Here is a 23,357-nt window from a genome sequence, read left to right on the forward strand (position 1 = left end):
CCACCCCAACCATCAGGTTGGTCCCACCAACCAAACCCACCAGCAAACACCGCAAAAAACCCTAAATCACTGGTATTGGCTTTAGGAGATGTCTTGTTCCTGCCCTACCGCCAACTCTTCGACGCGAAGGGCGCCGCCGCCTTCACGGCGACCGGTTTCCTGTCCCGATTGCCGCTGTCGATGTACGGCGTCAGCACGGTCGTGATGGTCGCGTCGCTGCGTGACTCCTACGCGCTCGCCGGCACCGTCTCCGCGACCACGCTCGCGACCACGCTGGTCGTGGGGCCGTGGCTAGGCAGGCAGATCGACCGGCAGGGCCAGGCTAGGATCGCGGTGCCCGCTGCGGTGCTGTCCGTCGTGATGTCGTTCGTGATGATGGCCTGCGCGCACTTCCACGCCCCGGTGTGGACGCTGTTCGCCACCGCGATCCTGTCCGCGAGCACGCCGAACGCCGGGGCGATGGTCAGGGCACGCTGGGCGAAGATCTACCGTGACGACGAGAAGTCCATGCATGTGGCCAACTCCTTCGAGCAGGTGCTCGACGAGATGTGCTTCATCCTCGGGCCGATTCTCGCCGTCGGGTTGAGCAGCGCGTTGTTCCCCGAGGCGGGCAGGCTTCTCGCCACGCTGTTGACCCTCGTCGGTACGCTGCTGTTCTGCGCGCAACGCGGCACCGAGCCGCCGGTCCTCCCGGCGGAGGAGCACGGCGCAAGGTCCCCGCTGACCAACCGCGGACTCCAGGTAATGCTTGTCACGTTCGTGTTCACCGGCGCCATCTTCGGTTCGCTGGAGGTCGTGACAGTCGCCTACACCGACTCGCTAGAGCAGGGGGGTGGCCGGGTTCGTGCTGGCACTGCAGGCGGTCGGCTCTGCGGTGGCGGGCATGGCCTTCGGCCTGGCCACCCCGCGCGGCAGCAACACGAACCGTTTCCTGCTCGGGGTCAGTGCGATGGCACTACTGATGCTGCCGCTGAACCTCGTGGGCAATGTGTGGTCGTTGTGCATGCTCATGTTCCTCGCGGGCATGGCCACCTCCCCGACGATGATCACCAGCATGACGCTGGTGCAGGACCTCATACCCAAATCGCAGATCACCGAGGGCATGACGTTCGCGGTGACCGCGCTGCTCGGCGGCATCTCGCTCGGCGGGTCCGTCGCCGGCTGGACCGTGGAACACCACGGCGCCCACACCGGCTACTGGCTCCAGCCGACTGCGGCGGGACTCGCGCTGCTGGTGGCGTTGCTCGGCGCCCGGCGACTGCGACAGCCGGCCGCGGCGCCTGTGCCCGCAAGCTGATCAGACCAGCCTGATCACGGCGGCGGTCCTGTCGAGAGACCCCAGCTACAGCAGGGAGCGCGCCGACCAGCCGTCTGGTCCAGTGCCGGGAGATGCCGAGACCGCAGGTGATCAATCTGCGTCCGTCGTTCGCATGTCAGCCCGGAGTTGGATGTACAGCCCTCGCTGCTCCAGCAGTTCCACCACATTCACGACGCGCTGGATGTTGGTGGAGAAGTTCGGGTCGAGCAGGGTGATCTGGTCAGGCTTGTAGGTGTCCCAGAGGTTGGAGTCCTCGTCCACGACCCGCTTCGCCAGAAATGCCTTCCAACGGCGGAGGCTCGTCTGCGGCTCGCTGCAGAACGTGCACGGATGAGGACAGCCGAAGCTGCTGATGTTGTACGACAGATCGCGGACAGCGGCCGTGCAGTAGTCCGTGACGGGGAGGAGGGTGTAATCGGTGGGAGGCAGTGAACGCGGATCGATCGCGAAGCCGCATCCAGTGGTGGTGACCCGCCGCCGCGAGGTTCCGGAGCTGATGTCCATGCGACCGTCGGAGAAGGCCGGGTTGGGTATGCCGGCCAGTGCGCCGGGAGTGAACCCGGTGCCGCTGTCCGCCGAGTCGGCCAAGGCGACGGAGGTGGCTTCGTCGGGACCGCGCACGACGATATCGACCAAGCCCTCGCGGCTGATGCCTCTGAACGCCAGTGTTGCGTGGTAGCTGCCCCATGCGAGGAGGATGTGCGGGGCCGCCACGCGGACGGTCTTGATCGCCTCCAGAACGTTGCCGATGCCGGGGCCGGTCATGCAGGAGATGCCGACATATGCGCAGTCCGGAGCCGCTGCTCGGAGTTGCTCACGCCGACCGGGGGGCGATCCGGCAGTGGATGGTCTGCACTTCGTGACCGGCGGCTTTCAGCGCGGGGCTGCGGAGATGCTCGAGGGAGGGGGTCGCTCACGCGGTGCGGGGCGTCGCGCCAGGGGTGGGCCGGGTGGTGCGACGGTTGAGCAGATTGCAGGTGGAGGCGACCGGGTGCGGGAGCCTGTGGTGTCGAGGCGGTGGTCGTATTCGCGGGCCAGGCGCCGGAAGATCATCAGGGTGCTGTTCGTGCGTTCTACGACCCGGCGGCGGGCCGGGCCGGGGGGCGAAGTCGGCGGCCTTGTCCCGGGGGTTGCGGCGGACGGTCTCGCCACATCGATGCCGTGGGCGAGGGCGGGGCGACGACAGTCTCCTTGAGGCCCTCGTCGACCAGGACCTTCGCCAGGCGTAGTCCGCAGGTCGCGGCGACCTCGTCGAGCAAGGCGACGCCGAAGCTGTTGTCGTGGGGTGGGACCAGCAGTGCGACGGCGCCGATGATCCGGCCGTCGGCGTCCACCGCGAGGCTGCGCTTGCGCCCCGGGGTCCTTTTGACGGCGTCAAGTCCGGTCGTCCCCTTCGGGACGACTGCCGCCGCCCGTATCGACTGGGTGTCGAAGACCAGCAGGGACGGGTCCGCGTCCCGCCCGACGCGCCGCGGTCCTGTCAGCCCCGGATTTCCTGGAGCCGGGCGTCGATCCCTTCATCCTTCCAGAGCCGGAAGTGGTAGAAGGCGCTCCACCAGGGCGGCAGGTCGTGCGGCAGCGGCAGCCGCTGATAGCCCGTCCGGTTCTGTAGAAGACCGCGTTTGCGACCTCTCGCAGGGTGCAGGAGCCTGGGGCACCGGTCGCCAACCGGGCCACCGGCACCCCCTCTAACTCGTGATCATCGGCTGGAACAACTGCCACTGATTGTCCGTCAAGTCCGGTCCGCGCTCCTCGTGTTCCGTGGTCGGGCGTACGCGGCGCACCGATCCCGTTCAAACAGCCCAGGGTGACCCCAAGGGCAGGGGGGCGGATCGCGCCAAGAGAGATATAAAACACCTTTAGATTCTGAATCTAATATTTGGGCCTTATATGTACAAGTAAGTTCATTTTGCGCCAGAAACACTACTGGCGCTTCGAGACTACGAAGCCCTCGATGTAGAGGCGGTCCAGCGAGGTCCGCACGAACGTGTCGATCGCCGTTCGCGGGTCCATAATCAGGGGCTGACCCTTGACGTTGAACGACGTGTTGACCACGCAGCCAGCTCCGGTGTGCCGCTTGACCTCCGTGAGCAACGTCCAGAAGTTCTCGTTGACGTCACGGCTGACGGACTGCACGCGCGCCGAGCCGTCCGCGTGCACGACTCCGGCCACGGCGGCGCGGTGCTCCTCGCGGACGGCTGCCGTACACAGCATGTACGTCGTCGGCGTGCTGCCGGGGGTGTCGAACAGCTCGTGCAGGTCGGTGTCGAGCACGGCGGGCGCGAAGGGACGGAACGGCTCGCGGAACTTCACCAGGCTGTTGATCCGCTCCTTGATCCGGTCGCCGGCGGGCAGACCGAGGATCGAGCGGTTGCCGAGCGCGCGCGGGCCGAACTCCATCCGGCCGTGAAACCATGCGATGATCCGGTCCTTGGCGAGTTCGCCCGCGGCGGCGGCGAAGTACTCGCCGGTCAGGCCGACGTACTCCCACGCTACATCGTCCGACTCGGTGAGCGCCTCGCGCACGTCGGCGGCGGAGTAGGACGGCCCGAGATAAGGGTCGAACAGCGGTGTGGCGGCCACATAAGGAGAGTCCGACACCGCGAGTGCGGCGCCGATCGCCGTGCCGTCGTCGCCCGCGGCGGGCTGGACGAACACGCGGTCCACGCCGGGCAAGGCGCACAGCGTCTGGTTCGTCTTGCAGTTGAGGAACGACCCGCCCGCCAGGCACAGCGACCGCTCACCGGTGCGCGCCAGCCAGAACTCGACCAGTTCGACGAGCAGCTGGGTGTGCCGTTCCTGTAGCGCGGCCGCGAAATCGGCTTCCCGCTGGTGCACCTGGCCGTCAGCCTCCACCGGCGTGAACGCCTTGGCGCGCAGGAACTCCAGCGCCTGTGGGTAGCCGAGCTCCGGCTCCGTGAGGCTTCCGCGGGGCAGGGCGATCCTGATCCGGCCGGTATCGGTGTCGAATCGGGCGAGCTCGGCGAACAGCGCGCGGAACGGGGCCGGGTCGCCGTACGCGGCGAGGCCCATGACCTTGTACTCGTCAGAGTTCGACGCGAAGCCGAGGAACCGGGTGCAGATCGAGTACAGCAGCCCGAGTGACGACGTGATCGGCTGGCGTTGTACCCGTTCTAGCTTGCCGTTCCGGCCGACGAAGACCGAGATCGACTCAGTCTCGCCCATGCCGTCGGACACGACGCACAATGCGGATTCGTAGCCGCTGGGTTGGAAGGCGGACGCGGCATGTGCGAGGTGGTGGTCGACCGGGTGGAACCGGGACTCGACCTCCTCCCAGCCCGCGGCGGTGAGCCCGTCTACGACGGTGCGACCGCTGAGGACCTCGGTGAAGTACGACGGCTCGAACAGGCCACGGTGCCGGTCGTAGTTGAAGCCGTGTGCGATCGCGTCCACGTCACTGGACTTGATCCCTGCAGCCCGCAGACAGTGGTCGATCGCCGCCACCGGTAGGCTGCCGGTGGCCTTCTCGCCGGTGAAGCGCTCCTCGGCCGCGGCCGCGACGATCTCGCCGTCGACCACCAGACAGGCCGCGCTGTCGTTGCCCTGGCAGTTGCGTTCGTCCAGTGTGGACAGACCGGGCGTGGTGGCCCGGAGCCGGGCCTGTGCGTGGGGCAGACCGCTGATGCCCAAGACGATCATCGTCGTCCATCCCTCCGTGAAGACCTGGTTCGAGGTCTTCCAACCTCGTGTGACCGCATGCGCGGGACAAGCCTCCAGCGGTCGCGCCAAGGACCAGGCGAGATGGGTATACCCAAACGAGGGGCTGGTTCCGGCTGTGCTCGTGATGAAGGCTCTGCCGACATGGACGATTTCTCCAGCCGTCTGAAGACCGCGGTCGCGGGCACGCCGGACGCCTCGCTCGTCTTTCTCGGAAACTTCGAGGTCGAGGAACAGTGGGCCCGTGACGAGTGCACGCTGCCGCGCGTGTCGGCCGCGGGCCACAACGCCGTGGTCAACCACATGGACTCCTTCGCACTGCTGATGGCGGGTGAGCGCGATCACGTGGTGCTTAAGGCCGCCCCGGACGCGGAGTACCTGGACCACCTGACCGGGCTCGGGGTGGCGCTTCCCACCGTGCACGTGGTGGCGAAGCAGGACCCGCGCCGCACGGTGACCGAGGACGCACTGGAGGACCCGGCGCTGCTGGAGCGGCTGGCAGGCCGGGACAGGCACCTTGTCGCACACGGCGTCTCCGCGCACGAGGAGCTTCTCGCGCACCGCAGTGGTGTGCCGCTGGCCGCGCCGGACGCCGCGGTCTGCAAGGCCGTTAACAACAAGGTGTACAGCCGCCGCGTCGCGGGCGAACTCGATCTGCGCCAGCCGCCGGGCTGGGCGTGCGCCAGCCTCACGGAGCTGGAGCAGGCCTTCGCCGCCGCCGGCACGCTGCTCGACCAGGGTCGCAAGGTCGTGGTGAAGGAAGGTTTCGGCGTCTCCGGCAAGGGCATCGCCGCACTGGACAGCGCCCGGCGGATGGACCGGGTGCTCCGGATGATCGCCAAGCAGGTGAAAAGGTCCGGCCGCGAGCGGATCGCGTTCTGTGTCGAGGAGTGGGTGGCGTCCTCCGGCGACCTGAACTACCAGTTCACGCTCGGGCGGGACGGGTCTGTCCACTTCGACTTCGTCAAGGAGCAGCTCACCGACGGTGGTGTCCACAAAGGACATCGGATGCCCGCCAGGCTCTGCGCGGCGCAGGTCGCGGAGCTGCGCGAGGCTGCGCGGGCCGTGGGAGCGAGGCTCGCCGCGGACGGCTACTTCGGGGTCGTCGGCGTAGACGCGATGATCGACCCGGATGGCGGGCTGTACCCGGTGATCGAGATCAACGCGCGCAACAACATGTCGACCTACCAGGTGCCGTTGCAGGAGCACTTCGTCGGACCGAGCCAGGTGGCGCTGGCCCGGCACTATCCGGTCCGACTCACCGAGCGGCTCGGCTTCGGCGTCATCCGCGACCTGCTGGACGGGCTCCTGCTCGACCGCGCGCACGGCACCGGCCTGCTGGTCAACAACTTCGGCACGGTCAACGCGGGTGCCCGCGCGGACGCATCGTTCGACGGCAGGCTCTACGGCGTCCTGATCGGCGGGTCCGACGACGAGGTGCTCGCGATCGACGCAGAGATCACCACCCGGCTGGCAGAGAGGGGCATCGGCGATGGGCGCTGAGTTCGAGATCCAGGGCATTGGCATCAGCGAGCTGGCCGAGAGGTTCGGCACTCCGCTGTACCTTTACGACGGCGCCGAACTCGCGTCCAGGATCGACGGTCTGCGGGCGGAGCTGCACCCGCGGCTTGAGTTCTTCTTCTCCCTCAAGGCCAATCCGAACGTCGCCGTCTGCGCTGCACTGCACGCCCGCGGTGCCCGTGCGGAGGTGTCGTCGCTCGTGGAACTGCTCACCGCGCTGCGCGCCGGTGTCGCCCCGCGCGACATCATCTTCCTCGGTCCCGGCAAGAGCGCAGGGGAACTGGAAGCCTGCCTGGAGCACGGTATCCACGCGATCGTCTGCGAGTCGCTCGGCGAGCTGGACCTCATCGACGAGCTGGCCCGGCGGCGCGGCGCGGTCGCCCGCGTCATGCTGCGGGTCAACCCCACCTTCTCGGTCAAGGGCTCCGGGCTGACGATGGGCGGCAAGCCCCGCCAGTTCGGCATCGACGAGGTACAGCTGCTCGCCCGGACCGGTCTCGCCGGCCCGCACGCGAACGTGCGGCTGATGGGCGTGCACGCCTACATGGGCACCCGGATCCTCAGCGAGGAGGCGGTTGCTGAGAACACGGCGCGGATCTTCGAGCTGGCTGGGCGGGTGAGCGCCGAGTTGGGGTTCGAGCTGGAGACGGTGGACATCGGCGGCGGCCTCGGCGTCGCCTACTTCGACGGCGAGCGCGATCTCGACCTGCCCCTGCTCGCGGCGCGGCTAAACCCGTTGATCGCGGAGTTCGCCGACGCGCACCCGCGGACCAGGCTGGTGATGGAACTGGGGCGTTACCTCACCGCGACTGCGGGCACGTATGTCGCGCGGGTCCGGTACGTGAAGGAGTCGATGGGGGAACGGTTTGCGGTCGCCGACGGCGGCACGAACCACCACATGGCCGCTGTCGGGATCGGCTCGTTCGTGAAGCGGAACTTCCCGATGGCCCTGCTCAACCGCCTCGACGAACCCGCCGACGAGAGCTGGCACGTCACCGGCCCGCTGTGCACGCCGAACGACACACTCGGCAAGAAGATTGCGTTGCCCGCCGTGCGGCCCGGCGACCTCGTTGGCGTACTGCGTTCCGGCGCATACGGCCCGACCGCGTCCCCGGTGCAGTTCCTCAGCCACGGCTACCCGGCCGAGGTACTCGTCCAGGACGGGCAGGCCCACCTCGTCCGCGAGCGGGACACCTCAGAAGACCTGTTGCGGGGCCAGCGCCTGCCCGCCGTCGCATCCGAAAGGTTGACCACGTCATGACCGACACCACCACCGCGAGCCGTGAGCGGATCGTCTCCGCCGTCAAGTCCGTGCTGGCTCAAGTGCTCGACTACGAGCTGCCCGAGCTGACCGAGGACTCGCGCCTGTTCGACGAGCTTGGCCTCGACTCGACCGGAGTCTTCGAGCTGCTGATGCAGCTGGAGGAGGAGCTCGCGACCGAGTTCGACTCGGACAACCTGGAGATGTCGCACTTCGAGTCGGTGCGCACGCTCGCCGACTTCGTCGTCGCCGAGCAGCAGGCGTGACCGCGCCCTGGTCGCACTGTTACCGGGTCGCCCGTGACAAGGGCCTGGTCAGCGCGCTAACCGAACTGCCGCCGGTGTCTGGCGCCGGCGGCCATGCCCTGGTGCCGCGCGGAGCGGTGCCTACGGGGGCGGCCGAGCTCTGCTCGTTCATTCTCCCGGACGGCGAGGTTGTGGCGATCAAGGGCGCCGAGCCGGCGGACGCCTCGTCGGCGCTCGGGCTGGTGTGGTTGCGGCTCGGGCTGTCCGAGGCGTTGCGCGACGAGGTGATGCGCCACCTCCATGGGCGGCGTCTGCTGCGGCACCAGATGGTGAAGTCGGACATCGCCGACGGTCTGCTCGAACACCTGGAGGTCCGGGCGGCACTGACCGGCGCGGGCCCCGGTGACCTCGCGGGTGCGGAACTGGACCGGTTGCACGCGCGGATCACCACCGCCGACCGGATGCTGGTGCGGCTGCTCGGCGCGAGCGGCTACCTCAGCGACGGCCCCGGCCAGACCATTCACGTGTCCGGCCTGCTGGCCGACGTCCACCAGGGGGAGCACTTGTGACCATGGACGAGCTGACGGGCCAGGCCCGGTCCTGGGGCGAAGGCTTCCGTGCGGTCGGCATGGGCATCGACCGTTACCCGGAGTCGATCCGGAAGCACTTCGACCTGCCGGGCGTGCGGTACCTCTCGACGATGGGCATCCCACGCGAGCACGGCAACCCGCACCTTTTCTGCGGCACGACTGCCGCCGAACGCGTCGTGGCGATGGAGGAGATGGCCTTTGGCGATGCCGGCGTCCTGCTGGGCGCGCCCGGACCGTTGCTGGTCGGCGTTCTCGTGTCGCTACTCGCCGACGACGACCAGAAGAAGTGGTTCTACCAGCGGATGCTGGAGGACCAGCGATGGACGTTCTTCGCGCTGACCGAGCCTGAGCGTGGTTCCGACGCGAGTGAGCTGACGACCCGCATCGACGTTACCGCCGACGGCCGACCGGCGCTCAGCGGCCGGAAACGGTACGTCGGCAACGGCGCGCGCGGCCAGGTCGGAGTCGTGTTCGCGCGCAACCGGCCCGGTCCGCTCGGCATCAACGCCGTGCTGGTCGAGACTCCCGCGCCAGGCTGGCACACCGAAGCACTGGACACCATCGGCCTGTGTGGCGCGCGGATCGGCGCGATCACGATGGACCGCGTACCGGTCGACCCCAAGCTGTTCCTTGGCAGGCATCTGTCGCCGTCACGGCGGGGTACCTGGGCGTTCGCGCAGGCGTTCAACCTGCTGCGGCCGGGCGTCGCGGCGATCTCGCTCGGTATCGCCCGTGCCGCACACGAGTACGCGGCCACGCACCGCCGGGCGTTGCGCCGCGACGAGCAGGACCGCCTGGACGACCTCGGCCGGCGCATCGGGGGCACGCGGAAGCTCGTCCGGCTCGCCGCCGCCGCGGTCGACGCCGACACCCGTGACGGGCACCTCGCCTCGGCCGCGAAGGCGCGGGCGACCAGCCTTGCCGCCGACGCAACCACGCAGGTGTGCGCGTTGTTCGGGCCGGGCGCGCGACTGGAGCACCCGGTGCTCGACAAGCTCGCCCGCGACGCGCAGGGGGTCGAGTTCATGGAGGGCACGACCCACATGCAGAAGCTGACCCTCTTCCAGGGTCTGTTCACTGGCAAGCTGGCCGGTGACGACCCGTTGAGGCAGTGTGCCGGGGGTGCGTGAGAGGCCTGGATGTGGACGATCCCAGCTGAACGGACGCTTACTGAGCGTTTGGTCCGGTGGTTCGTGTTTGGTCCCGGGTCAGGTTCCGCGCCAGTTGGGGGTGGCTTCGCCGGTGAGTCTGCGGGCCATGAGGTCGATCATCGCGAGGTGGATCATGGCTTCGGAGCGGCCGCCAGCCCGCCACCGCGGGAACCGACCCGGTCAGCGATGCCGGGATCCGGCCGTCCACGTGCAGGTAGCGCAGCAGCGTGAAGCTTCCCCGTGATCTTGGACACTCGATTTCTATGCCGCGAGGTCGTGGTGGTGCCGCTGTCGGGTCTCGGCTGGGGTGAGGTAGCCGAAGACTTTGTGCTTGCGCAGGCGGCGGCGGTTGTAGAACGTCTCGATGAAGTCGAAGACCTCGGCGCGGGCGGTGGCCCGGTCGGGCCAGACGCGGGTGCCGATCTCTTCTTTGAGCAGGGCCCAGAAGCTCTCCGCGGCGGCGTTGTCGGAAGCAGGATCCGGTGCGTCCGCAGCTCTACCGGAGGCCCAACTCGCCTATTTCATCTCGGAATTGGCTGCTGGTGTATTCCCCGGACTCAACCGGTCGTCGCAACACCGGTCTCTTGGATCAAGAATAGGTGCTCGTTGAGGGCTTCGGCGGGGGTCTTCCAGCCGAGAGTCTTGCGGGGCCTGCTGTTGAGGGCGATGGCGACGGCTTCGAGCTCGTCGGCGTTCCAGCGTGAAAGGTCGGTGCCCTTGGGAAAGTACTGGCGAAGGAGTCCGTTCGTGTTTTCGTTCGTGCCCCGTTGCCAGGGGCTGTGCGGGTCGGCGAAGTAGACCGGCAATCCGGTGTCGATCCTCAGCTGGGCGTGCTGGGCGAGTTCCTTGCCGCGATCCCAAGTCAGCGAGCGGCGGAGCTGCTCGGGCAGGGTGGTGATGCCGGCGGCGATGGCGTCCTTCATCGCCTCAGCGCCGTAACCGCCCAGCGGCGGGCCGTTCTTCGTGCACGGTTCGACGCCGAAGCCGTCCATCCGCGGCAGGTGCAGCAGCATGGTGAATCTGGTCGTGCGCTCCACCAGCGTGCCAATCGCGGACCGGCTGGTCCCGATGATCAGTCGGGTAGCGGGGACGCATTACTGCGTCCCCGCCCCCTCAGAACCGTGCAAGCAGCTATTCACCGCACACGGCTCAAGCAAGCCCCAGGGGCTCGCCGGCAGGCAAAAGTGCTGGACTCGTCATCGGGGCGGCTCCATTCCGCCGCTGACAATGGGTGTGGAGGAGACGGAGTCGTTGACCGTCCGGCGTGCCCTCGTCCGGGAACGCGATGTATTGCTTGGAGATCGCTTTCCGGATGACGACCCGCCACGCTTCCCATTCCTGCGGGCTTTGTGGCGGGTGGTCGGCATGCAGCAGGAGCCCTCCGCAGATCGGGCAACGGCCGTGTTGTGCCTGTAGGAGGCGCACGGTCATGACGTCGACTGGCAGAGGAGTTCCCTTGCGTCGCCGCTGAGCCCAATATGATTCCAGGGCTGGGTCGTCCGGAGACACCTTCCCCTTGACCAACTGGTGCCGGACTATCTTCGTCCAGGAGAACTTGAGCAGGTAGGCGCCGCTATCGCGGTCACCGAACACCCACCGGTCCTTCCTGGACCTGTTGAACAGGCCGAAGTACTTGTCGGATATCCAGTGCTTCGGCTTGTTCGGGTGGCTGTGCTTGGCCCACTTGTAAGCGAGCTTCCACATGTGATTGTCCAGCGCCGTGAAGATCTCGCTGGACACCACCGTCCGGTAGTAGGCCGACCAACCCCGCACGATCGGGTTGATCTTCTTGAGTACCGCACCGGCGTTGGCCCCTCGCAGGGCCACCATTTCGGTGCTGAGCCGTTCCCGGATCCGTCGTTGAGCCGCCTTGCTGGGCTTGATCAGCAGTTTGCCGTGATAGCGGCGGACATTGAACCCCAGGAAATCGAATCCGCTCTCCGCATGGACGATACGTGTCTTGTCCTCGTGGAAAGCGAGTCCCCTGGGTGCCAGCCATGCAGCCAGCCGTTCCTTGACCTGCTCGGCCTGTTCCCGGCTGGTGCACATCGCGACAAAATCGGCTGCGTACCGCACCAGCACGGGGCTACCGCTCTGTGCACTCCCAGCATCTCTGCCGGTTGTGTAATAGCGGACCCCTGCGGCTTCCTCCATCCCGTGCAGGGCCACGTTAAAGAGCAATGGGCTGATCACCCCACCCTGCGGAGTTCCCTCCTCGGTCGGGGCGAGCCGACCGTGATCCACGATCCCGGCCTTCAGCCACTGCCGGACCAGTCCCCTGGCGGGGAAGGTGCCGAGTGCGGCCATCAGCCGGTCGTGGTCGATACGGTCGAACGCCGCCGTCAGGTCCGCGTCGAGTACCCACGCACGCTGCGGGTTCTTCCCGTTGAGCGTGGAGTAGATGGCCCCGATCGCGTCGTGACAGCCGCGGCCGGGCCGAAAGCCGTACGACTTCGGCTCGAACCGCGCTTCCCACTCGGGTTCCAACGCTCCCAATGCCACAGCTTGCAGGCACCGGTCGACAATCACGGGAATCCCGAGTCCGCGCTTCTTCACGGTCCCCGGTTTGGGGATGAACACCCTTCTGACGGGCTTGGGAATCCACGGTCGGGCACGGTGCTGGACCCAGTTAGCCAATGCGGCCTTGGACTGGGATAACAGCACTACCTTTCCGTCGACTCCCGCCGTCGCGCGTCCAGCGTTGATCTCCGTAACCCATCGCACACTCAAGAGTGTGTTCGAGCGAGACCGGAGCATCAGCTTCTGCAAATTGCGGACCTTCTTCAGGTCCCCTGCTTGCGATGCCGTGAAGATCCTCTGCCGCAGACGCCGTACGTCTTCCTCGACCCGCCGCCAGTCAATCGACGCCCAGTCCAAGTCTTCGCCCTCGGGTCCGTTCACCGGCACAGAAGCAGCCGGAAGGGCCGGGGCCGACCCGTCTACTATCTGCATGGTGTCCAACTTGCCCCTCGGTTCCGTCGTCTTTATCCAGTGATTCTGCACAGGCTCACCCGGCCCACGTCAGCACCCTTTCGGGTCCGGGCAGTGTGCCCGTATCCGGACGGTTATGCGAGGCGTCCGGCGGAGAGGCCGGTCATGATGCACCGCTTTCCCGTTTCCTTTCGGCTTCCGGCGTTGGCTTGTTGGGCCGTCCTGTTCCCGCTGGGGAGTTGAGCCTTCCTTACGGTCGGCTGACCGGGTCAAAGCGGCCCGGACCCCAACGGGGTTTCCACGTTCCACACGAATGAGATACGACCGGGGTGGGTGCTCCCTTTACCCCGAGGCGGCGGTGTCCACCTGGCCGGAGTGACCTCTACCGGCCAGCGCCTGCCGCTTCTCAACGGCTAGCCATGCACCCCACTCACGCATTCCATCGGCGGGGCTTGGGATCACGAGGCATCATCGGGAGTTCATGTACTTCACCCGTCCGGTCTTCCCCTTGCCGGTAACTCCCGGATGGAACGGAAGTCCTTGGGCTTTCCCCTGAGCTTCGCACCACGCCGTTACCGGCATCGCACGTCAAGGGCGGGGACGGGTCATACGGACACGGACCCGTGACTGCACCTACAGCTGCATCAACTGCCTCTCCAATCGGTCAGTCCACTCGTATTCGTGCGGCTTCGTGTCGCACGGTCACCTTCCCAGTGTCCTGGCACCGCACGGTCCTCGACCTCGGCGGGCCGCTGGCTGATCATGACGTCCGGGGTGACATGACCGGTGGCGCGCTGCTTCGCACGCGCTCGCGGGACGCGGAGCGCCCGCCCGGTGCGCAGGCAGGCGACCAGCTCGCGTTTGAGCGCGCCGCGGCTTTGCACGTAGAGCGCCTGGTAGATCGCCTCGTGTGAGATGCGCGTGGAGTCATCCTCGGGGAAGTCGACCTGCAGTCGGTTCGCGATCTGCTCCGGGCTCCAGGCGGTCGTCCAGCGCCGGTCCTGGCGCCGTGGCTTGTTGCGCCCCTTCCACGGTGCCGTCGCAGGCCCCACCACCGTTGTTCCGTCCGGGCGTTGGACCTGGCCAGAGAGCCGTTCCTGCACGTATCCGCGCAGCCGGTCGTTCTCGACGAGCTTGGCCGTCTTGGGGCGTTGCGCCATCAGCTCTGCCTTCCACTGCGCGACCGAGGCTCGGTAGTCGAGCTTGCCTCCGCGGGTGGCCGCGTTGCGGCGCAGTTCCCGGGAGATGGTCGAGGGGTGGCGGCCGAGCCTGCGGGCGATCTCTCTTACTCCGGCGTCCTGAGCCTTCAGCAGGGCGATCTCTTCGCGCTCTTCAAACGACAGGTAGCGGCCCGTGAGCGGGACCCGCAGGAACGTCGGCATACCGCCACGCTCCCGGAACCAACGACTGCCGGCCGCCGAAGACGCGCCGACCGCGATCGCGGCCTCCTCACTGGTAAGCCCTTTGCCGATCTCACGCCAGAACAACCGCTCCGCGTCGCGTCGCAGCGACGGCTTGCCCGGCGACTTCATCGGTGACCTGCCGGTCAGCTCCGTCATCCAGCCCGCTGGCCTGCCCACAAACACCTCCATGATCGAGGTGTTGCGACGACCAGTTGAATCCGCCTTCGCTGCCGCGGTCCGAATGCACTACGCAGCCGGGCTGGAGACGGCTGCGTCCGGCGGCCATCTCCAGCCAGCTGTCGGAGAGAGCGCAGCCCCCACGACGTGCTTGTGGGCACTGCGGGCGGCGAACCCGGAGACGGCGAGCCGGCGGTAATGGGGGGCGAACTCAGTGCCCTCGAAGGTGGTGTAGAAATCGCGCTGCCCCTCGCACAGGAAGTCGACCGCGTCGGCCTGGTCGTACACCATCGAGAGGAAACTCAGGCTATCCGGGGTGGCGGAGTCCACGTCCGGGCCGATCCTCGCGGGCAGCTCCGCGTACTGGGCGAGATCCTGAACGACCCCCAGGTGCTCCAAGGACGCCCGGACCTGGCGCAGAGGCAGGACCGTGTCCACGGGATGGTTGGTGGCGACGGTGGTCACCACCTTCTTGAGCGGGTCGCCGGCGAAGGCGGCCGGAACCAGGTAGTGATGCAGCGGTTCGTGTGCGTGGACGATGGCGGTCTCGTGCGCGAAGTAGACCCGGATAAAGCGGATACCGTCGAGTTGAAACACCAGCGGCTTGGCGCACTCCGGCCAGCTGCCCTCGTCCTCGTGGGGTGGGTAGAAAGTGCCGGGCCAGGCGTCGAGGAAACGGTTGCTCAGGAAGTAGAGGTCAACGCCTTCGCGCCGCATGTGCAGAGCTCGGGTCACGACGCGTGGCTGTGCCGACTGCGGGCCGCCCGTACTGCCTGAATCGGGTTCCAGCGGCACAACGTGTTCGTGTGTGTAGCCCGTGTCCCGAGCGCCGTACCGTTCGCGCAGCAGGGCGTGTTGGCCGTGGGCATGACCCGGTGCCCGGCGCGAATGAACGCGCGGGCCGAGTTCCACACCAGGGCAGCGGTTCCGCTGCGCATCAGGCGGGGGTCGAAGGCTCCGCACTCGTAGGCGAAGCCGATGATGTGCATCGCGGGCTCGGCCGTGCCCGACCGGTTCGCGAGCGGCCGTGCTGATTCCTGTGTGGTCATGCGACGGATCGATAGACGCTGTGCACCTGTTCGGCCACCGATGCCCAGGAGAACAGGTCGACGGTACGCTGTCGGCCGGCCAGTCCCATCTGCCGGGCGGTCTGCGGATGGTCAATCAGGTGGCTGACGCGCGAGGCCATCTCTTTGGCGAACACCTCAGGGGCGGCTGGTTCGCCACTACCTCCGTCGGCAGTCTCCAGGGGCACGAGCAGACCTGTCACGCCGTCGTCAACGACCTCCGGGATGCCCCCGGTCGCCGTCGCCACCACCGCTGTGCCGCAGGCCATTGCCTCCAGGTTGACGATGCCCATGGGCTCGTAGATGGACGGGCAGACGAACACCTGGGCATGAGTCAGCAGTTGCAGCAGCGCGGCGCGCGGGAAGGCGCCGCCGATCCATGTCGCCCGGACCCCCCGAGCGCGCAGCCGGTCGACGGCGAGCCCGAAACCCTGACGCTGCTCAGGGGTGTCGGAGGCCTGGGCGACGATGACCAGCTGGGTCTCGCGCGGGAAGTGCTCGGCAGCGCGCAGCAGGTGCCCGAGGCCCTTCTGCCGGGTGATGCGTGCAACGCAGGCGATGATCGGACGGTCCAGAGCGATTCCGAACCGCGTCAGGTGCTCGATGCCGTGGTCGGGGGTGAAGTCGGTGGTGTCGACGCCATTGTGGATGACATGAACCCGCTCCGAGTCCACCTGGGGGTACGCACGGACGACGTCCTCGGCCATCGCCCGGGAGACCGCGATGACCCGGTCGGCACCGACCAGTGCGGTCTCCTCCATGAAGGAGGACAACCGGTAGCCCCCGGAGAGCTGTTCGGCCTTCCACGGACGCAGCGGTTCAAGGCTGTGCGCGGTGGCGACGTGGGGAACGCCATACAGCACCTTGGCAATGTGGCCGGCGAAGTTCGCGTACCAGGTGTGGCTGTGCACGACGGAGGTGTCCCGAACAGCCTCGGTCATGGACAGATTGACGGCCATGGCCTGGAGTGCCGAGTTGGCCTCGGTGAAGCTGCCGGTGGCGCGGTGAGCGATGACGCCGGCTTCTGAGTGCTCGTCGCCGTAGCAGTGCACGCGGACGTCGGCGACCCCGTCGAGGGTGCGCAGGTGCTGGGTGAGGTGGCCGACGTGGACACCTGCTCCGCCATAGACGAAGGGCGGATACTCGCGGGTGAGCAGGTCCACTCGCATCAGAGGAAGGCTCCTTGGTCAGAGATCCGCTCGAGGCGGCCTGATACCGGTTCGGCGCACTGGTGGAGAATCCGCTCCAGGACCGCGGCCACACCATCGTTGTGGTTGTCGGGCGCAATCTCCTGGGTTACCGCCTTAAGACTGGGGTGGGCGTTGGTCATGGCCACGGCATGCCCGGCCCAGCGCAGCATCGGGATGTCGTTGGGCATATCACCGAAGGCGATGACGTCCTGCGCACCAACGCCGAGCGACTCAGCTACCCGGGCGAGGCCAGTAGCCTTGTCGAAGCCGGTGGGAAGCAGTTCAACCATGCGCGGGCCAGCATGGGTGACGGTCAGACCCGGGCCCACACACCGCAGTGCCGCCTCGGTCAGCTCGGTATCCGTCAGGGCGCGGTGACGCAGCAGGATCTTGTCCAGCGGCAGCTCCCACAGCTGCCGGCGAGTGACGGGGCGGAACGGGGCGAGTTCGCGTTCGTCACCCCGGGCGAATCCAGTGGTGACGACGAACTCGGCGCCGGTGCCCGAAGTCACGGCGGCTATGTCCACCGGGCCTGTCACCGTCTCCAACCGAGATACCACCGTGCGTGCTGCGGCACGGTCCAGTGGGACGGACGAGAGCAGCAGACTGCGGCCTACGTCGTAGATCTGCGCGCCCTGGCCACAGACGGCAAGCCCGGTGTAGCCGAGCGCCTCGAAGAAGGAAGCGCAGCCGGCGGCCGGGCGGCCGGTGACGATCACGTGGTGGATGCCACGCGCGACGGCGCGGGCGAGGGTCGCGCGGGTCCGCGGGGAGACGGTGGCGTCGGGGCGCAGCAGTGTTCCGTCGAGGTCGGTGGCCACCAGGCGGGGGGCCGGAGGGCCGATGTACTCTCCGGAAGTGCTGTCGTCCAGCGCCGGGGCGTTCATGCGCACGATGGTGCCTCTCTGTTGCTGACCTGCCGCCGTCCTGGGCCTCGGTGGACCGACCGGGCACGGCGGCAGAGGTCTGCGGCCGCGTCAGGTGGTCGCCGTGGTCAGCCGGGTGTAGAGCTCGGTGTACTCCCGGGCGGTGACAGCCCAGGACCAGTCCTGGGCCATGACCCGGCGGCGTACAGCTGTGAGTTCGTCCGGGCCCTCGCGCATCCAGTCCACGGCGGCGAGGACGGTGGAACGGACCGACTCGACAGTGTGCTCCGGGATAACGAAGCCTCCTCCATTGGGGTGGGTGCGCACATCGGTCACGGTGTCGCGCAGGCCCCCCACAGGACTTGCAACCGGAAGGGTGCCGTAGCCGTAGGCAATAAGTTGGTTGAGTCCGCACGGTTCGATGCGCGAGGGCATCACGGTCAGGTCGGCGCCCGCGTAGACAAGCCAGGCGACGTCTTGAGCGAACTGGGGAAGATAGCCGACCATGCCGGGGGCCGCGGCGCGCAGTTCGCACAGCCGGGAGTGGAGTTCGTCGGTGCTGGGGCCTACCAGGACCAGCTGGACGTGCTGCTCGCGGAGCAGCGGGGCCAGCGCCTCGAGCAACAGGTCGCTGCCCTTCTCCGGTACCACGCGTGAGCAGACACCGATCACAGGCAGGGTGTCATCCTCGGTGAGTTCCAGGTGCTTCTGCAGCGCCTGCTTGTTCAGGCGCTTGCCCTGATCCACGTTGCCCGCGTCGTAGGGGTGGGTGACCCGTCCAACAGCGGCCGGGTCCCACAGCACGTCGTCGACGCCGAACACGATGCCGGTGATGTCCAGGCGTTCCAGGGCGTCACCTATGGGAGTGCCACGGAACTCCTTCACCAGCTCGTATGCGTACGTGGGGCTGCAGGTGACCGCTGCGTCCGCAGCGAGCAGACCGAGCAGGAACAAGCTGGGGCTGCCCTGGGCGTGCTCTTCCAGACGAGCGACCTGCGCCTCGGGCAGGCCGAGGCCGATGGGTTCCAAGGGCCGCAATCGGCCCTGGTAGAAGGCGTTGTGGATGGTCAGGACCTGAGTGAGGGTGGGGAAGCGGTCCCGTAGGTGCGACATCGCGGCACCGGACTGCCAGTCGTTACCGTGGATCAGGTCGTAGTCGTGCTCGGTGACCTGTAGCCATTCCGCGACGCACGAGCCGAAGAACGCGGCCCGGCGGGTCTCGTCGCTGAAGGCGGCGTAGTTGGCATCACGGTAGATACCTCCGCGGTCGTACCAGGCGTCTGCCCGCAGAAGGTAGATCTCGCAGACGCCATCGTAGCCGAGGACGCGGTGGATCTCGGCGTCGGAGCGGATGCCGCCAACCTCACGCTCGGGCAGAGTGAGGACAACTTCGGTGTCCAGGCCCTGCCGCTGTACCAGCCATGGGTAGTAGGGCAGGACGAGGTCGTGCGTCACGCCGCGGCGGCTCTGAAGAGTGGCCGGCAGCGCGTTGCTGGTAAGACCGAGGCCGCCTTCCGCGAAGTGCGGGGCGTGTTCCTGGGTGATGTACAGGCACTTCAAGTGTCTTGGCTCCGTTGCACCAGGTGGCATTGTGGCGGGAGAGAGTGGCACAGGGCTCGTGGCCGCGGGCGCCTGGGCGAAGAAGTCCGGCACGTCAGCCGGCGAGAGTAACCCTGGTGTGGTCGCCGAGAACCAGCTGATGGGTGTGGTTGCCGGCTGGGGCGGAGGTCACCGTGGTGTACCGACCGATCAGCGAGGCGGTAATCGAGGGCACTCCGCGCACAGTCGAGGCGTGCAGCACGATAGAGGAGCTGATACCGCTACCGGTGATCTCGCAGTCGCCGCCGATCGAGGTGTACGGGCCAATGCGGGAGTCGGTCACCACAGTGCCGGGGCCGATGACGACCGGCCCCTCGATGCGTGAGCCCAGGACACGTGCGCCAGGTTCGATGCGCACGGCGCCGATGAGGGTGCTGTCGGCATCGACCTCACCTTCGACCCGCGCGCTGTCGCCGGTGCGGTCCAGCACGTGCCGGTTCACCTCCAGCATGTCTGCCACGTTGCCTGTGTCCCGCCAGTAGTCGGTGGTGACCGTGGAACGGACGTCGCGCCCCTCCTCGATCAGCCACTGGATGGCGTGGGTTATCTCCAGCTCACCGCGGGGCGACGGCTTGATCTCGTGGATCCCCTCATGGATGGCGGAAGTGAACAGGTAGACGCCCATCACCGCGAGGTCGCTCCGAGGCCGTACGGGCTTCTCCTCCAGAGATACGACCCTGCCGTTCAGGTCGAGTTCGGCCACGCCGAACGCAGAGGGGTCCGGAACGGTAGTGAGCAGGATCTGCGCGCTGGGACGGCTGCGACGGAACTCGTCAGTAAAATGGGCCACGCCGCCGCCGACGAAGTTGTCACCGAGGTACATGAGGAAGTCCTCGTCGCCGAGAAAGTCCTGGCTGATCTTCACAGCGTGCGCGAGCCCCAGCGGGGTCGCCTGGCAGATGTAGGTCACATCGATCCCGAAGGCAGACCCGTCACCCACCGCTTCCTTGATGTCCTCGGCGCTCGGGCCCACAACGATGGCGACGTCGGTTATCCCGGTCTCCACAATGGCTTCCAGTGCATAGAACAGCACAGGTTTGTTCGCCACCGGGACAAGCTGTTTCGCTCCGGTGTGAGTGACCGGGCGAAGACGAGTCCCGGTTCCCGCAGCAAGCACTAGCGCCTTCAAGGAACCCCCATCACCGAAGCGGCCGCGCGGCAGCCCTTGGGCCACCTTCCATCACGTCGATCATTTTGATCAGGGAACATTACTAGATCACCTTCGAGACCACAGGCAAGCAAATACCGGAAGGTTGGCCGGAACCGTCCAACATGAAGGGCTCAGGAGGGATAAAAATTGGACACGATGTACACAATTACGCCTTTGCTGGAGAAAGTGTCCGCCATTCAAGGAAAGCGTTCAGCGGAACACCCGGAGGTGCGGAGATTCATCCACCTGTTAACGTCATCTCATGCCGAAGCTCCTTTCCGACGTGGCCGCCCTATCGGGCGTGAGTCAAGCCACGGCGAGTCGCGTCTTGAACCGCCGGCCCGGCGTCGCCGAAGGGACCAGACAAATGGTTCTAGAAGCCGCCGAAACGTTGAAATACCGGCCGACACAGAGACCCCTGATACCGACCGAGCTCATCGGGGTAGTCGCCCAGGACACCGGCTGTGGCGTCACCTCAGGGCTCGTGGAAGGCGTTTTGACAGCCCTACAACGCAGAGACCATCTGCCCATTCTCTGTTCACCGCGCACCGGCGCGCCGAGCGAGGGGAACTCAGTGCGCCGACTGTTAGCAGGCGGCGCGTCGGGGCTTATCTTCCTCGCCGGGGATCACACGGACACCACGGCGAACCACGAGATGTACCGCTCTTTGGAGAATTCTTCAGTTCCACATGTACTGGTCGGCGGAACCGCATTCCCTTCCAGGGCTGCACGTCTCTCGAACGACGATTCTGCAGGAGTCTCCATCGCCCTGCGTCACCTTTTCGAGCTCGGGCATGTACGGACAGGAATGATCCTGGGCGCGGACCGCTTCCTCGTCACCCAGAGAAAAATGGATGCATTTTTTACAACGCTGGGCGAATGCAGCCAACCGACTCTCGAAGCAAAGAAGCTGGTCGAGAACTCCTACAATTCCAAGGAATCCGGATTCTGTGCGACGGAGGCTCTTTTCGACAGAGGCTGCACTGCGATCGTGTGCGACAGTGACGAAATAGCAATTGGAGCCCTTCGGGCGGCTCGCTCCCGTTCTCTTTCCGTACCCGACGATCTGTCCCTCATAGTGCTCGGAGATTCCGATCTGGCCCTCCATACAGATCCTCCACTCACCGTGGTGAGCTATTCGGTGGAGAAGATGTCCGAATCGATCGCGGACGCTCTCATCATGACGGTGAACGGAACGCCACTCTCCCCCCTTGAGCTGTTCTTCCCGCCGGATCTCATCTTCCGTGGATCCGTCGGGAGGGCCCCTCTCTTCTCGGGCTGAGGGCTTGCCCATCATGAACCCGTCGTCTTGGCCTGGTGATGGGGGTTGTCGCCGTGGGCGGCGACTCCGGCGTGAAGGGTTGCGAGTTCGGCGGGTGGGATGGCGGCCGGGATGGCGATGCTCTGTGCCTCGAGCAGTCGTCTGATCGTCCGCAGGGTGCGGTGCATGGCGGTGCGGCTGCTCCTGAAGAGCACGGCAAGGGGTTCCGCGGCCAGATTGACGTGCAGGTGGAGGACGGCGGCCAGGACCTGGTCGGAGAATACGAGCCGGGGCGGGCGGCCGCGCCGGGGGCGACTGCCGCCTCGAGGGCGACGGCGTCCACCACGCGATGAGCGGTATCGCCCGCCTGCACAACCTCGCCCTCGCCGGACAGACGCCCGGACCGCACCGCCGACCGACCCGCCCCCACCAACTCAAGGATCATTTACGGGACGACCCTGATCACTCGGTTCCCGGATCGCGGACTCGCGGCCGGGCAGCCATATGACCGCGGCGAGGAGGCCGAGAACAACGGGCACCGCCGCGGCAAGGACGGCCAGGCGGTAGCCGGCAAGCAGCGCCTCGTGCGCATCGGCCGCACCACTGCCCGCGGCCCGGGTACGGGCGTCCGCGAGTGTGGTCAGAATCGCCAGGCCGAACGACGCGCCGATCTTCTGGGACGTGGTGAGGACCCCTGACGCCGCACCAGACTCCGCTTCGTCAAGTCCACTTGTGCCGCTGGTGGTGAAGGTCACGAAGACCAGTCCCCCGCCGAGGCCCACCAGACACTCGGGGCCGAGCAATTCAGCCCAGTACGCCCCACCTGACATCTGCCCCATCCACAGCAGCCCGGCTGCGAAGAGGATGAGCCCAGTGCACATCACAGCCCGCTGGCTCAGATGCCGCAGGAACCAGCCAGCCGCCGTGGAAGCGACGGTGACCGCGAGGATGATCGGCAGGATCGCGAGTCCGGCGGCGATCGCCGAATAGCCGAGCACCTGTTGGGTGTAGAGACTCAGGAAGAAGATGACCGGGCCGATCGCCATGTTGACGAGCGCTGCGATGGCATTGCCCCCACGCAACGCCCGCCGGCCGAAGATCCGCAGCGGCAGCAGCGGGTCGGCACTGGTGCGCTGACGAAGCACGAACAGCACCATCAGGAAGGCGGCGAGTACCCCCAGGGCGAGAGTCTTCATCGACAGCCACCCAGCTGAGCGGGCACCTATGAGGACGTACACCATCAGAGTCATTCCACTGCCCACCAGCAGGCCACTGACGAGGTCGAACCGCCCGCGGGGACCAGTGCGGGCACCGCGCGGCAGCAGCCTCGGTGCGGCGAGGGCGAGGGCGAGGGCCACCGGTACGTTGACCAGGAAGGTGGACTGCCAGCCGAAAACGTCGGCAAGCACTCCGCCCAGGAAGTAGCCCGCCGAGCCTCCCGTGGCGGCCACGGCGCCGAGTATTGCCAGAGCCCTATTGCGACCGGCCCGCTCCTTCGCAGTCCGGTCGGGGAAGACGGTCATCAGCAGCGCCAGGGCGGTCGGCGAGATGACGGCCGCAGCCAGCCCCTGACCCGCGCGCGCAGCCACCAGCAACGCGGGCGAGGTGGCAAGACCTCCGGCCAGGGACGCCACGGCAAACACCAGGAGCCCTGCGACCAACACCGTCCTCCGGCCGAGAAGGTCCCCCAACCGCCCTCCGAGCAGCAGGAATCCGCCGAACGCGATGAGATAGCTGTTGGCGATCCAGGACAGGCCCGAGAGGCCGACAGACAGATCATTTTCGATCGACGGCAAGGCCACTTCCACGATCGCCGAATCTAAGTTCAGCAGGAAATGGCTGGCCACCAATAGGGCGAGCGCCGCCCCGCTCCGGGGAACGGGCGGCGTCGCGGACACAGGAGTGCCCGCACGATTGTCAGTAAAGGTCACACTGCTCCTCGAGCGGGG

General features: G+C 67.0%; 17 protein-coding genes and 7 pseudogenes. 9 read left to right on the forward strand and 15 right to left on the reverse strand.

The annotated features are described in order from the left end of the window. Nucleotides 1-204: 204 nt before the first annotated feature. Nucleotides 205-756: pseudogene (locus ACO1BR_RS38155) on the forward strand (MFS transporter); the annotation flags it as partial. 88 nt (nucleotides 757-844) lie between these two features. Continuing rightward, nucleotides 845-1,297 carry an MFS transporter gene (locus ACO1BR_RS38160; protein WP_426799706.1) on the forward strand — a complete coding sequence of 151 codons (453 nt, stop codon included), beginning with the start codon at nucleotides 845-847 and terminating at the stop codon, nucleotides 1,295-1,297. Between the two features lie 111 nt (nucleotides 1,298-1,408). Here ACO1BR_RS38160 and ACO1BR_RS38165 read toward each other — a convergent pair whose 3' ends face one another. The 3 genes from ACO1BR_RS38165 to ACO1BR_RS38175 form a co-directional block, all read right to left on the reverse strand. Further along, entirely contained in the window at nucleotides 1,409-2,083 is a 675-nt protein-coding gene (locus tag ACO1BR_RS38165) for a hypothetical protein (protein ID WP_426799707.1), read from the reverse strand. 308 nt (nucleotides 2,084-2,391) lie between these two features. Then, entirely contained in the window at nucleotides 2,392-2,652 is a 261-nt protein-coding gene (locus ACO1BR_RS38170) for a hypothetical protein (RefSeq protein ID WP_426799708.1), read from the reverse strand. A gap of 589 nt (nucleotides 2,653-3,241) precedes the next feature. Continuing rightward, the gene (locus ACO1BR_RS38175) at nucleotides 3,242-4,978 is read right to left on the reverse strand and encodes a carbamoyltransferase family protein (protein WP_426799709.1); all 1,737 of its coding nucleotides are present in this window, start codon (nucleotides 4,976-4,978) and stop codon (nucleotides 3,242-3,244) included. Between the two features lie 162 nt (nucleotides 4,979-5,140). On the opposite strand from ACO1BR_RS38175, the gene ACO1BR_RS38180 reads away from it, so the two are divergent. The 5 genes from ACO1BR_RS38180 to ACO1BR_RS38200 are packed head-to-tail and all read left to right on the forward strand — an operon-like array spanning nucleotide 5,141 to nucleotide 9,743. Further along, a complete protein-coding gene (locus tag ACO1BR_RS38180; RefSeq protein ID WP_426799710.1) occupies nucleotides 5,141-6,499 on the forward strand; it encodes an ATP-grasp domain-containing protein in 1,359 nt (452 codons plus the stop codon). Further along, nucleotides 6,489-7,778: a type III PLP-dependent enzyme gene (locus ACO1BR_RS38185; protein ID WP_426799711.1), complete on the forward strand. Its 1,290-nt coding sequence runs from the start codon at nucleotides 6,489-6,491 to the stop codon at nucleotides 7,776-7,778. The genes ACO1BR_RS38180 and ACO1BR_RS38185 overlap by 11 nt, the downstream gene beginning before the upstream one ends. After that, complete coding sequence (locus ACO1BR_RS38190; protein WP_426799712.1) at nucleotides 7,775-8,044, forward strand: acyl carrier protein; 270 nt, start codon at nucleotides 7,775-7,777, stop codon at nucleotides 8,042-8,044. Before ACO1BR_RS38185 ends, ACO1BR_RS38190 begins: the two co-directional genes overlap by 4 nt. Then, nucleotides 8,041-8,592 (forward strand): hypothetical protein, encoded by a 552-nt coding sequence (locus ACO1BR_RS38195; protein ID WP_426799713.1) that lies wholly within the window; start codon nucleotides 8,041-8,043, stop codon nucleotides 8,590-8,592. Before ACO1BR_RS38190 ends, ACO1BR_RS38195 begins: the two co-directional genes overlap by 4 nt. 2 nt (nucleotides 8,593-8,594) lie before the next feature. Further along, nucleotides 8,595-9,743, forward strand: a complete 1,149-nt coding sequence (locus ACO1BR_RS38200; protein WP_426799714.1) for an acyl-CoA dehydrogenase family protein — start codon at nucleotides 8,595-8,597, stop codon at nucleotides 9,741-9,743. 78 nt (nucleotides 9,744-9,821) lie between these two features. Here ACO1BR_RS38200 and ACO1BR_RS38205 read toward each other — a convergent pair. From ACO1BR_RS38205 to ACO1BR_RS38250, 10 genes and pseudogenes are all read right to left on the reverse strand, one after another. After that, nucleotides 9,822-9,911: pseudogene (locus ACO1BR_RS38205) on the reverse strand (IS5 family transposase); the annotation flags it as partial. Between the two features lie 114 nt (nucleotides 9,912-10,025). Beyond that, nucleotides 10,026-10,205: pseudogene (locus tag ACO1BR_RS38210) on the reverse strand (IS3 family transposase); the annotation flags it as partial. A gap of 116 nt (nucleotides 10,206-10,321) precedes the next feature. Continuing rightward, nucleotides 10,322-10,840: pseudogene (locus tag ACO1BR_RS38215) on the reverse strand (IS30 family transposase); the annotation flags it as partial. 73 nt (nucleotides 10,841-10,913) lie between these two features. Continuing rightward, nucleotides 10,914-12,716, reverse strand: a complete 1,803-nt coding sequence (gene ltrA / locus ACO1BR_RS38220) for a group II intron reverse transcriptase/maturase (protein ID WP_426799715.1) — start codon at nucleotides 12,714-12,716, stop codon at nucleotides 10,914-10,916. A 680-nt stretch (nucleotides 12,717-13,396) separates the two neighbouring features. After that, nucleotides 13,397-14,254 (reverse strand): annotated as a pseudogene (locus ACO1BR_RS38225) (transposase); the annotation flags it as partial. A 90-nt stretch (nucleotides 14,255-14,344) separates the two neighbouring features. Beyond that, complete coding sequence (locus ACO1BR_RS38230; RefSeq protein ID WP_426799716.1) at nucleotides 14,345-15,010, reverse strand: hypothetical protein; 666 nt, start codon at nucleotides 15,008-15,010, stop codon at nucleotides 14,345-14,347. Between the two features lie 310 nt (nucleotides 15,011-15,320). Beyond that, a complete protein-coding gene (glgA, locus tag ACO1BR_RS38235; RefSeq protein WP_426799717.1) occupies nucleotides 15,321-16,511 on the reverse strand; it encodes a glycogen synthase in 1,191 nt (396 codons plus the stop codon). Beyond that, on the reverse strand, nucleotides 16,511-17,419 hold the full coding sequence (locus tag ACO1BR_RS38240; RefSeq protein WP_426799718.1) for an HAD family hydrolase: 909 nt from the start codon (nucleotides 17,417-17,419) through the stop codon (nucleotides 16,511-16,513). Before ACO1BR_RS38240 ends, glgA begins: the two co-directional genes overlap by 1 nt. A gap of 90 nt (nucleotides 17,420-17,509) precedes the next feature. Continuing rightward, nucleotides 17,510-18,958 (reverse strand): glycogen synthase, encoded by a 1,449-nt coding sequence (locus ACO1BR_RS38245; RefSeq protein ID WP_426799719.1) that lies wholly within the window; start codon nucleotides 18,956-18,958, stop codon nucleotides 17,510-17,512. Nucleotides 18,959-19,052: 94 nt separating this feature from the next. Then, a complete protein-coding gene (locus ACO1BR_RS38250) occupies nucleotides 19,053-20,126 on the reverse strand; it encodes a glucose-1-phosphate thymidylyltransferase (RefSeq protein WP_426799720.1) in 1,074 nt (357 codons plus the stop codon). A 283-nt stretch (nucleotides 20,127-20,409) separates the two neighbouring features. On the opposite strand from ACO1BR_RS38250, the gene ACO1BR_RS38255 reads away from it, so the two are divergent. Continuing rightward, complete coding sequence (locus tag ACO1BR_RS38255) at nucleotides 20,410-21,429, forward strand: LacI family DNA-binding transcriptional regulator (protein WP_426799721.1); 1,020 nt, start codon at nucleotides 20,410-20,412, stop codon at nucleotides 21,427-21,429. Nucleotides 21,430-21,440: 11 nt separating this feature from the next. On the opposite strand, the pseudogene ACO1BR_RS38260 reads toward ACO1BR_RS38255, so the two are convergent. After that, nucleotides 21,441-21,716 (reverse strand): annotated as a pseudogene (locus ACO1BR_RS38260) (ISAzo13 family transposase); the annotation flags it as partial. 5 nt (nucleotides 21,717-21,721) lie between these two features. Here ACO1BR_RS38260 and ACO1BR_RS38265 point away from each other — a divergent pair. Beyond that, nucleotides 21,722-21,916 (forward strand): annotated as a pseudogene (locus ACO1BR_RS38265) (hypothetical protein); the annotation flags it as partial. Here ACO1BR_RS38265 and ACO1BR_RS38270 read toward each other — a convergent pair. Further along, nucleotides 21,843-23,339, reverse strand: a complete 1,497-nt coding sequence (locus ACO1BR_RS38270) for an MFS transporter (RefSeq protein ID WP_426799722.1) — start codon at nucleotides 23,337-23,339, stop codon at nucleotides 21,843-21,845. The pseudogene ACO1BR_RS38265 and the gene ACO1BR_RS38270 overlap by 74 nt on opposite strands. Between the last annotated feature and the right edge of the window lie 18 nt (nucleotides 23,340-23,357).

Source organism: Streptomyces sp. YGL11-2, from assembly GCF_050054615.1.
GTDB lineage: Bacteria > Actinomycetota > Actinomycetes > Streptomycetales > Streptomycetaceae > Streptomyces.

What these genes read in the sequence shown, in the direction of transcription:
- ACO1BR_RS38165 (WP_426799707.1), bottom strand. Translation starts at nt 2,083, where the DNA reads ATGACCGGCCCCGGCATCGGCAACGTTCTGGAGGCGATCAAGACCGTC.
- ACO1BR_RS38175 (WP_426799709.1), bottom strand. Translation starts at nt 4,978, where the DNA reads ATGATCGTCTTGGGCATCAGCGGTCTGCCCCACGCACAGGCCCGGCTC.
- ACO1BR_RS38180 (WP_426799710.1), top strand. Translation starts at nt 5,141, where the DNA reads ATGGACGATTTCTCCAGCCGTCTGAAGACCGCGGTCGCGGGCACGCCG.
- ACO1BR_RS38185 (WP_426799711.1), top strand. Translation starts at nt 6,489, where the DNA reads ATGGGCGCTGAGTTCGAGATCCAGGGCATTGGCATCAGCGAGCTGGCC.
- ACO1BR_RS38190 (WP_426799712.1), top strand. Translation starts at nt 7,775, where the DNA reads ATGACCGACACCACCACCGCGAGCCGTGAGCGGATCGTCTCCGCCGTC.
- ACO1BR_RS38200 (WP_426799714.1), top strand. Translation starts at nt 8,595, where the DNA reads ATGGACGAGCTGACGGGCCAGGCCCGGTCCTGGGGCGAAGGCTTCCGT.
- ltrA (WP_426799715.1), bottom strand. Translation starts at nt 12,716, where the DNA reads ATGCAGATAGTAGACGGGTCGGCCCCGGCCCTTCCGGCTGCTTCTGTG.
- glgA (WP_426799717.1), bottom strand. Translation starts at nt 16,511, where the DNA reads ATGCGAGTGGACCTGCTCACCCGCGAGTATCCGCCCTTCGTCTATGGC.
- ACO1BR_RS38240 (WP_426799718.1), bottom strand. Translation starts at nt 17,419, where the DNA reads ATGAACGCCCCGGCGCTGGACGACAGCACTTCCGGAGAGTACATCGGC.
- ACO1BR_RS38255 (WP_426799721.1), top strand. Translation starts at nt 20,410, where the DNA reads ATGCCGAAGCTCCTTTCCGACGTGGCCGCCCTATCGGGCGTGAGTCAA.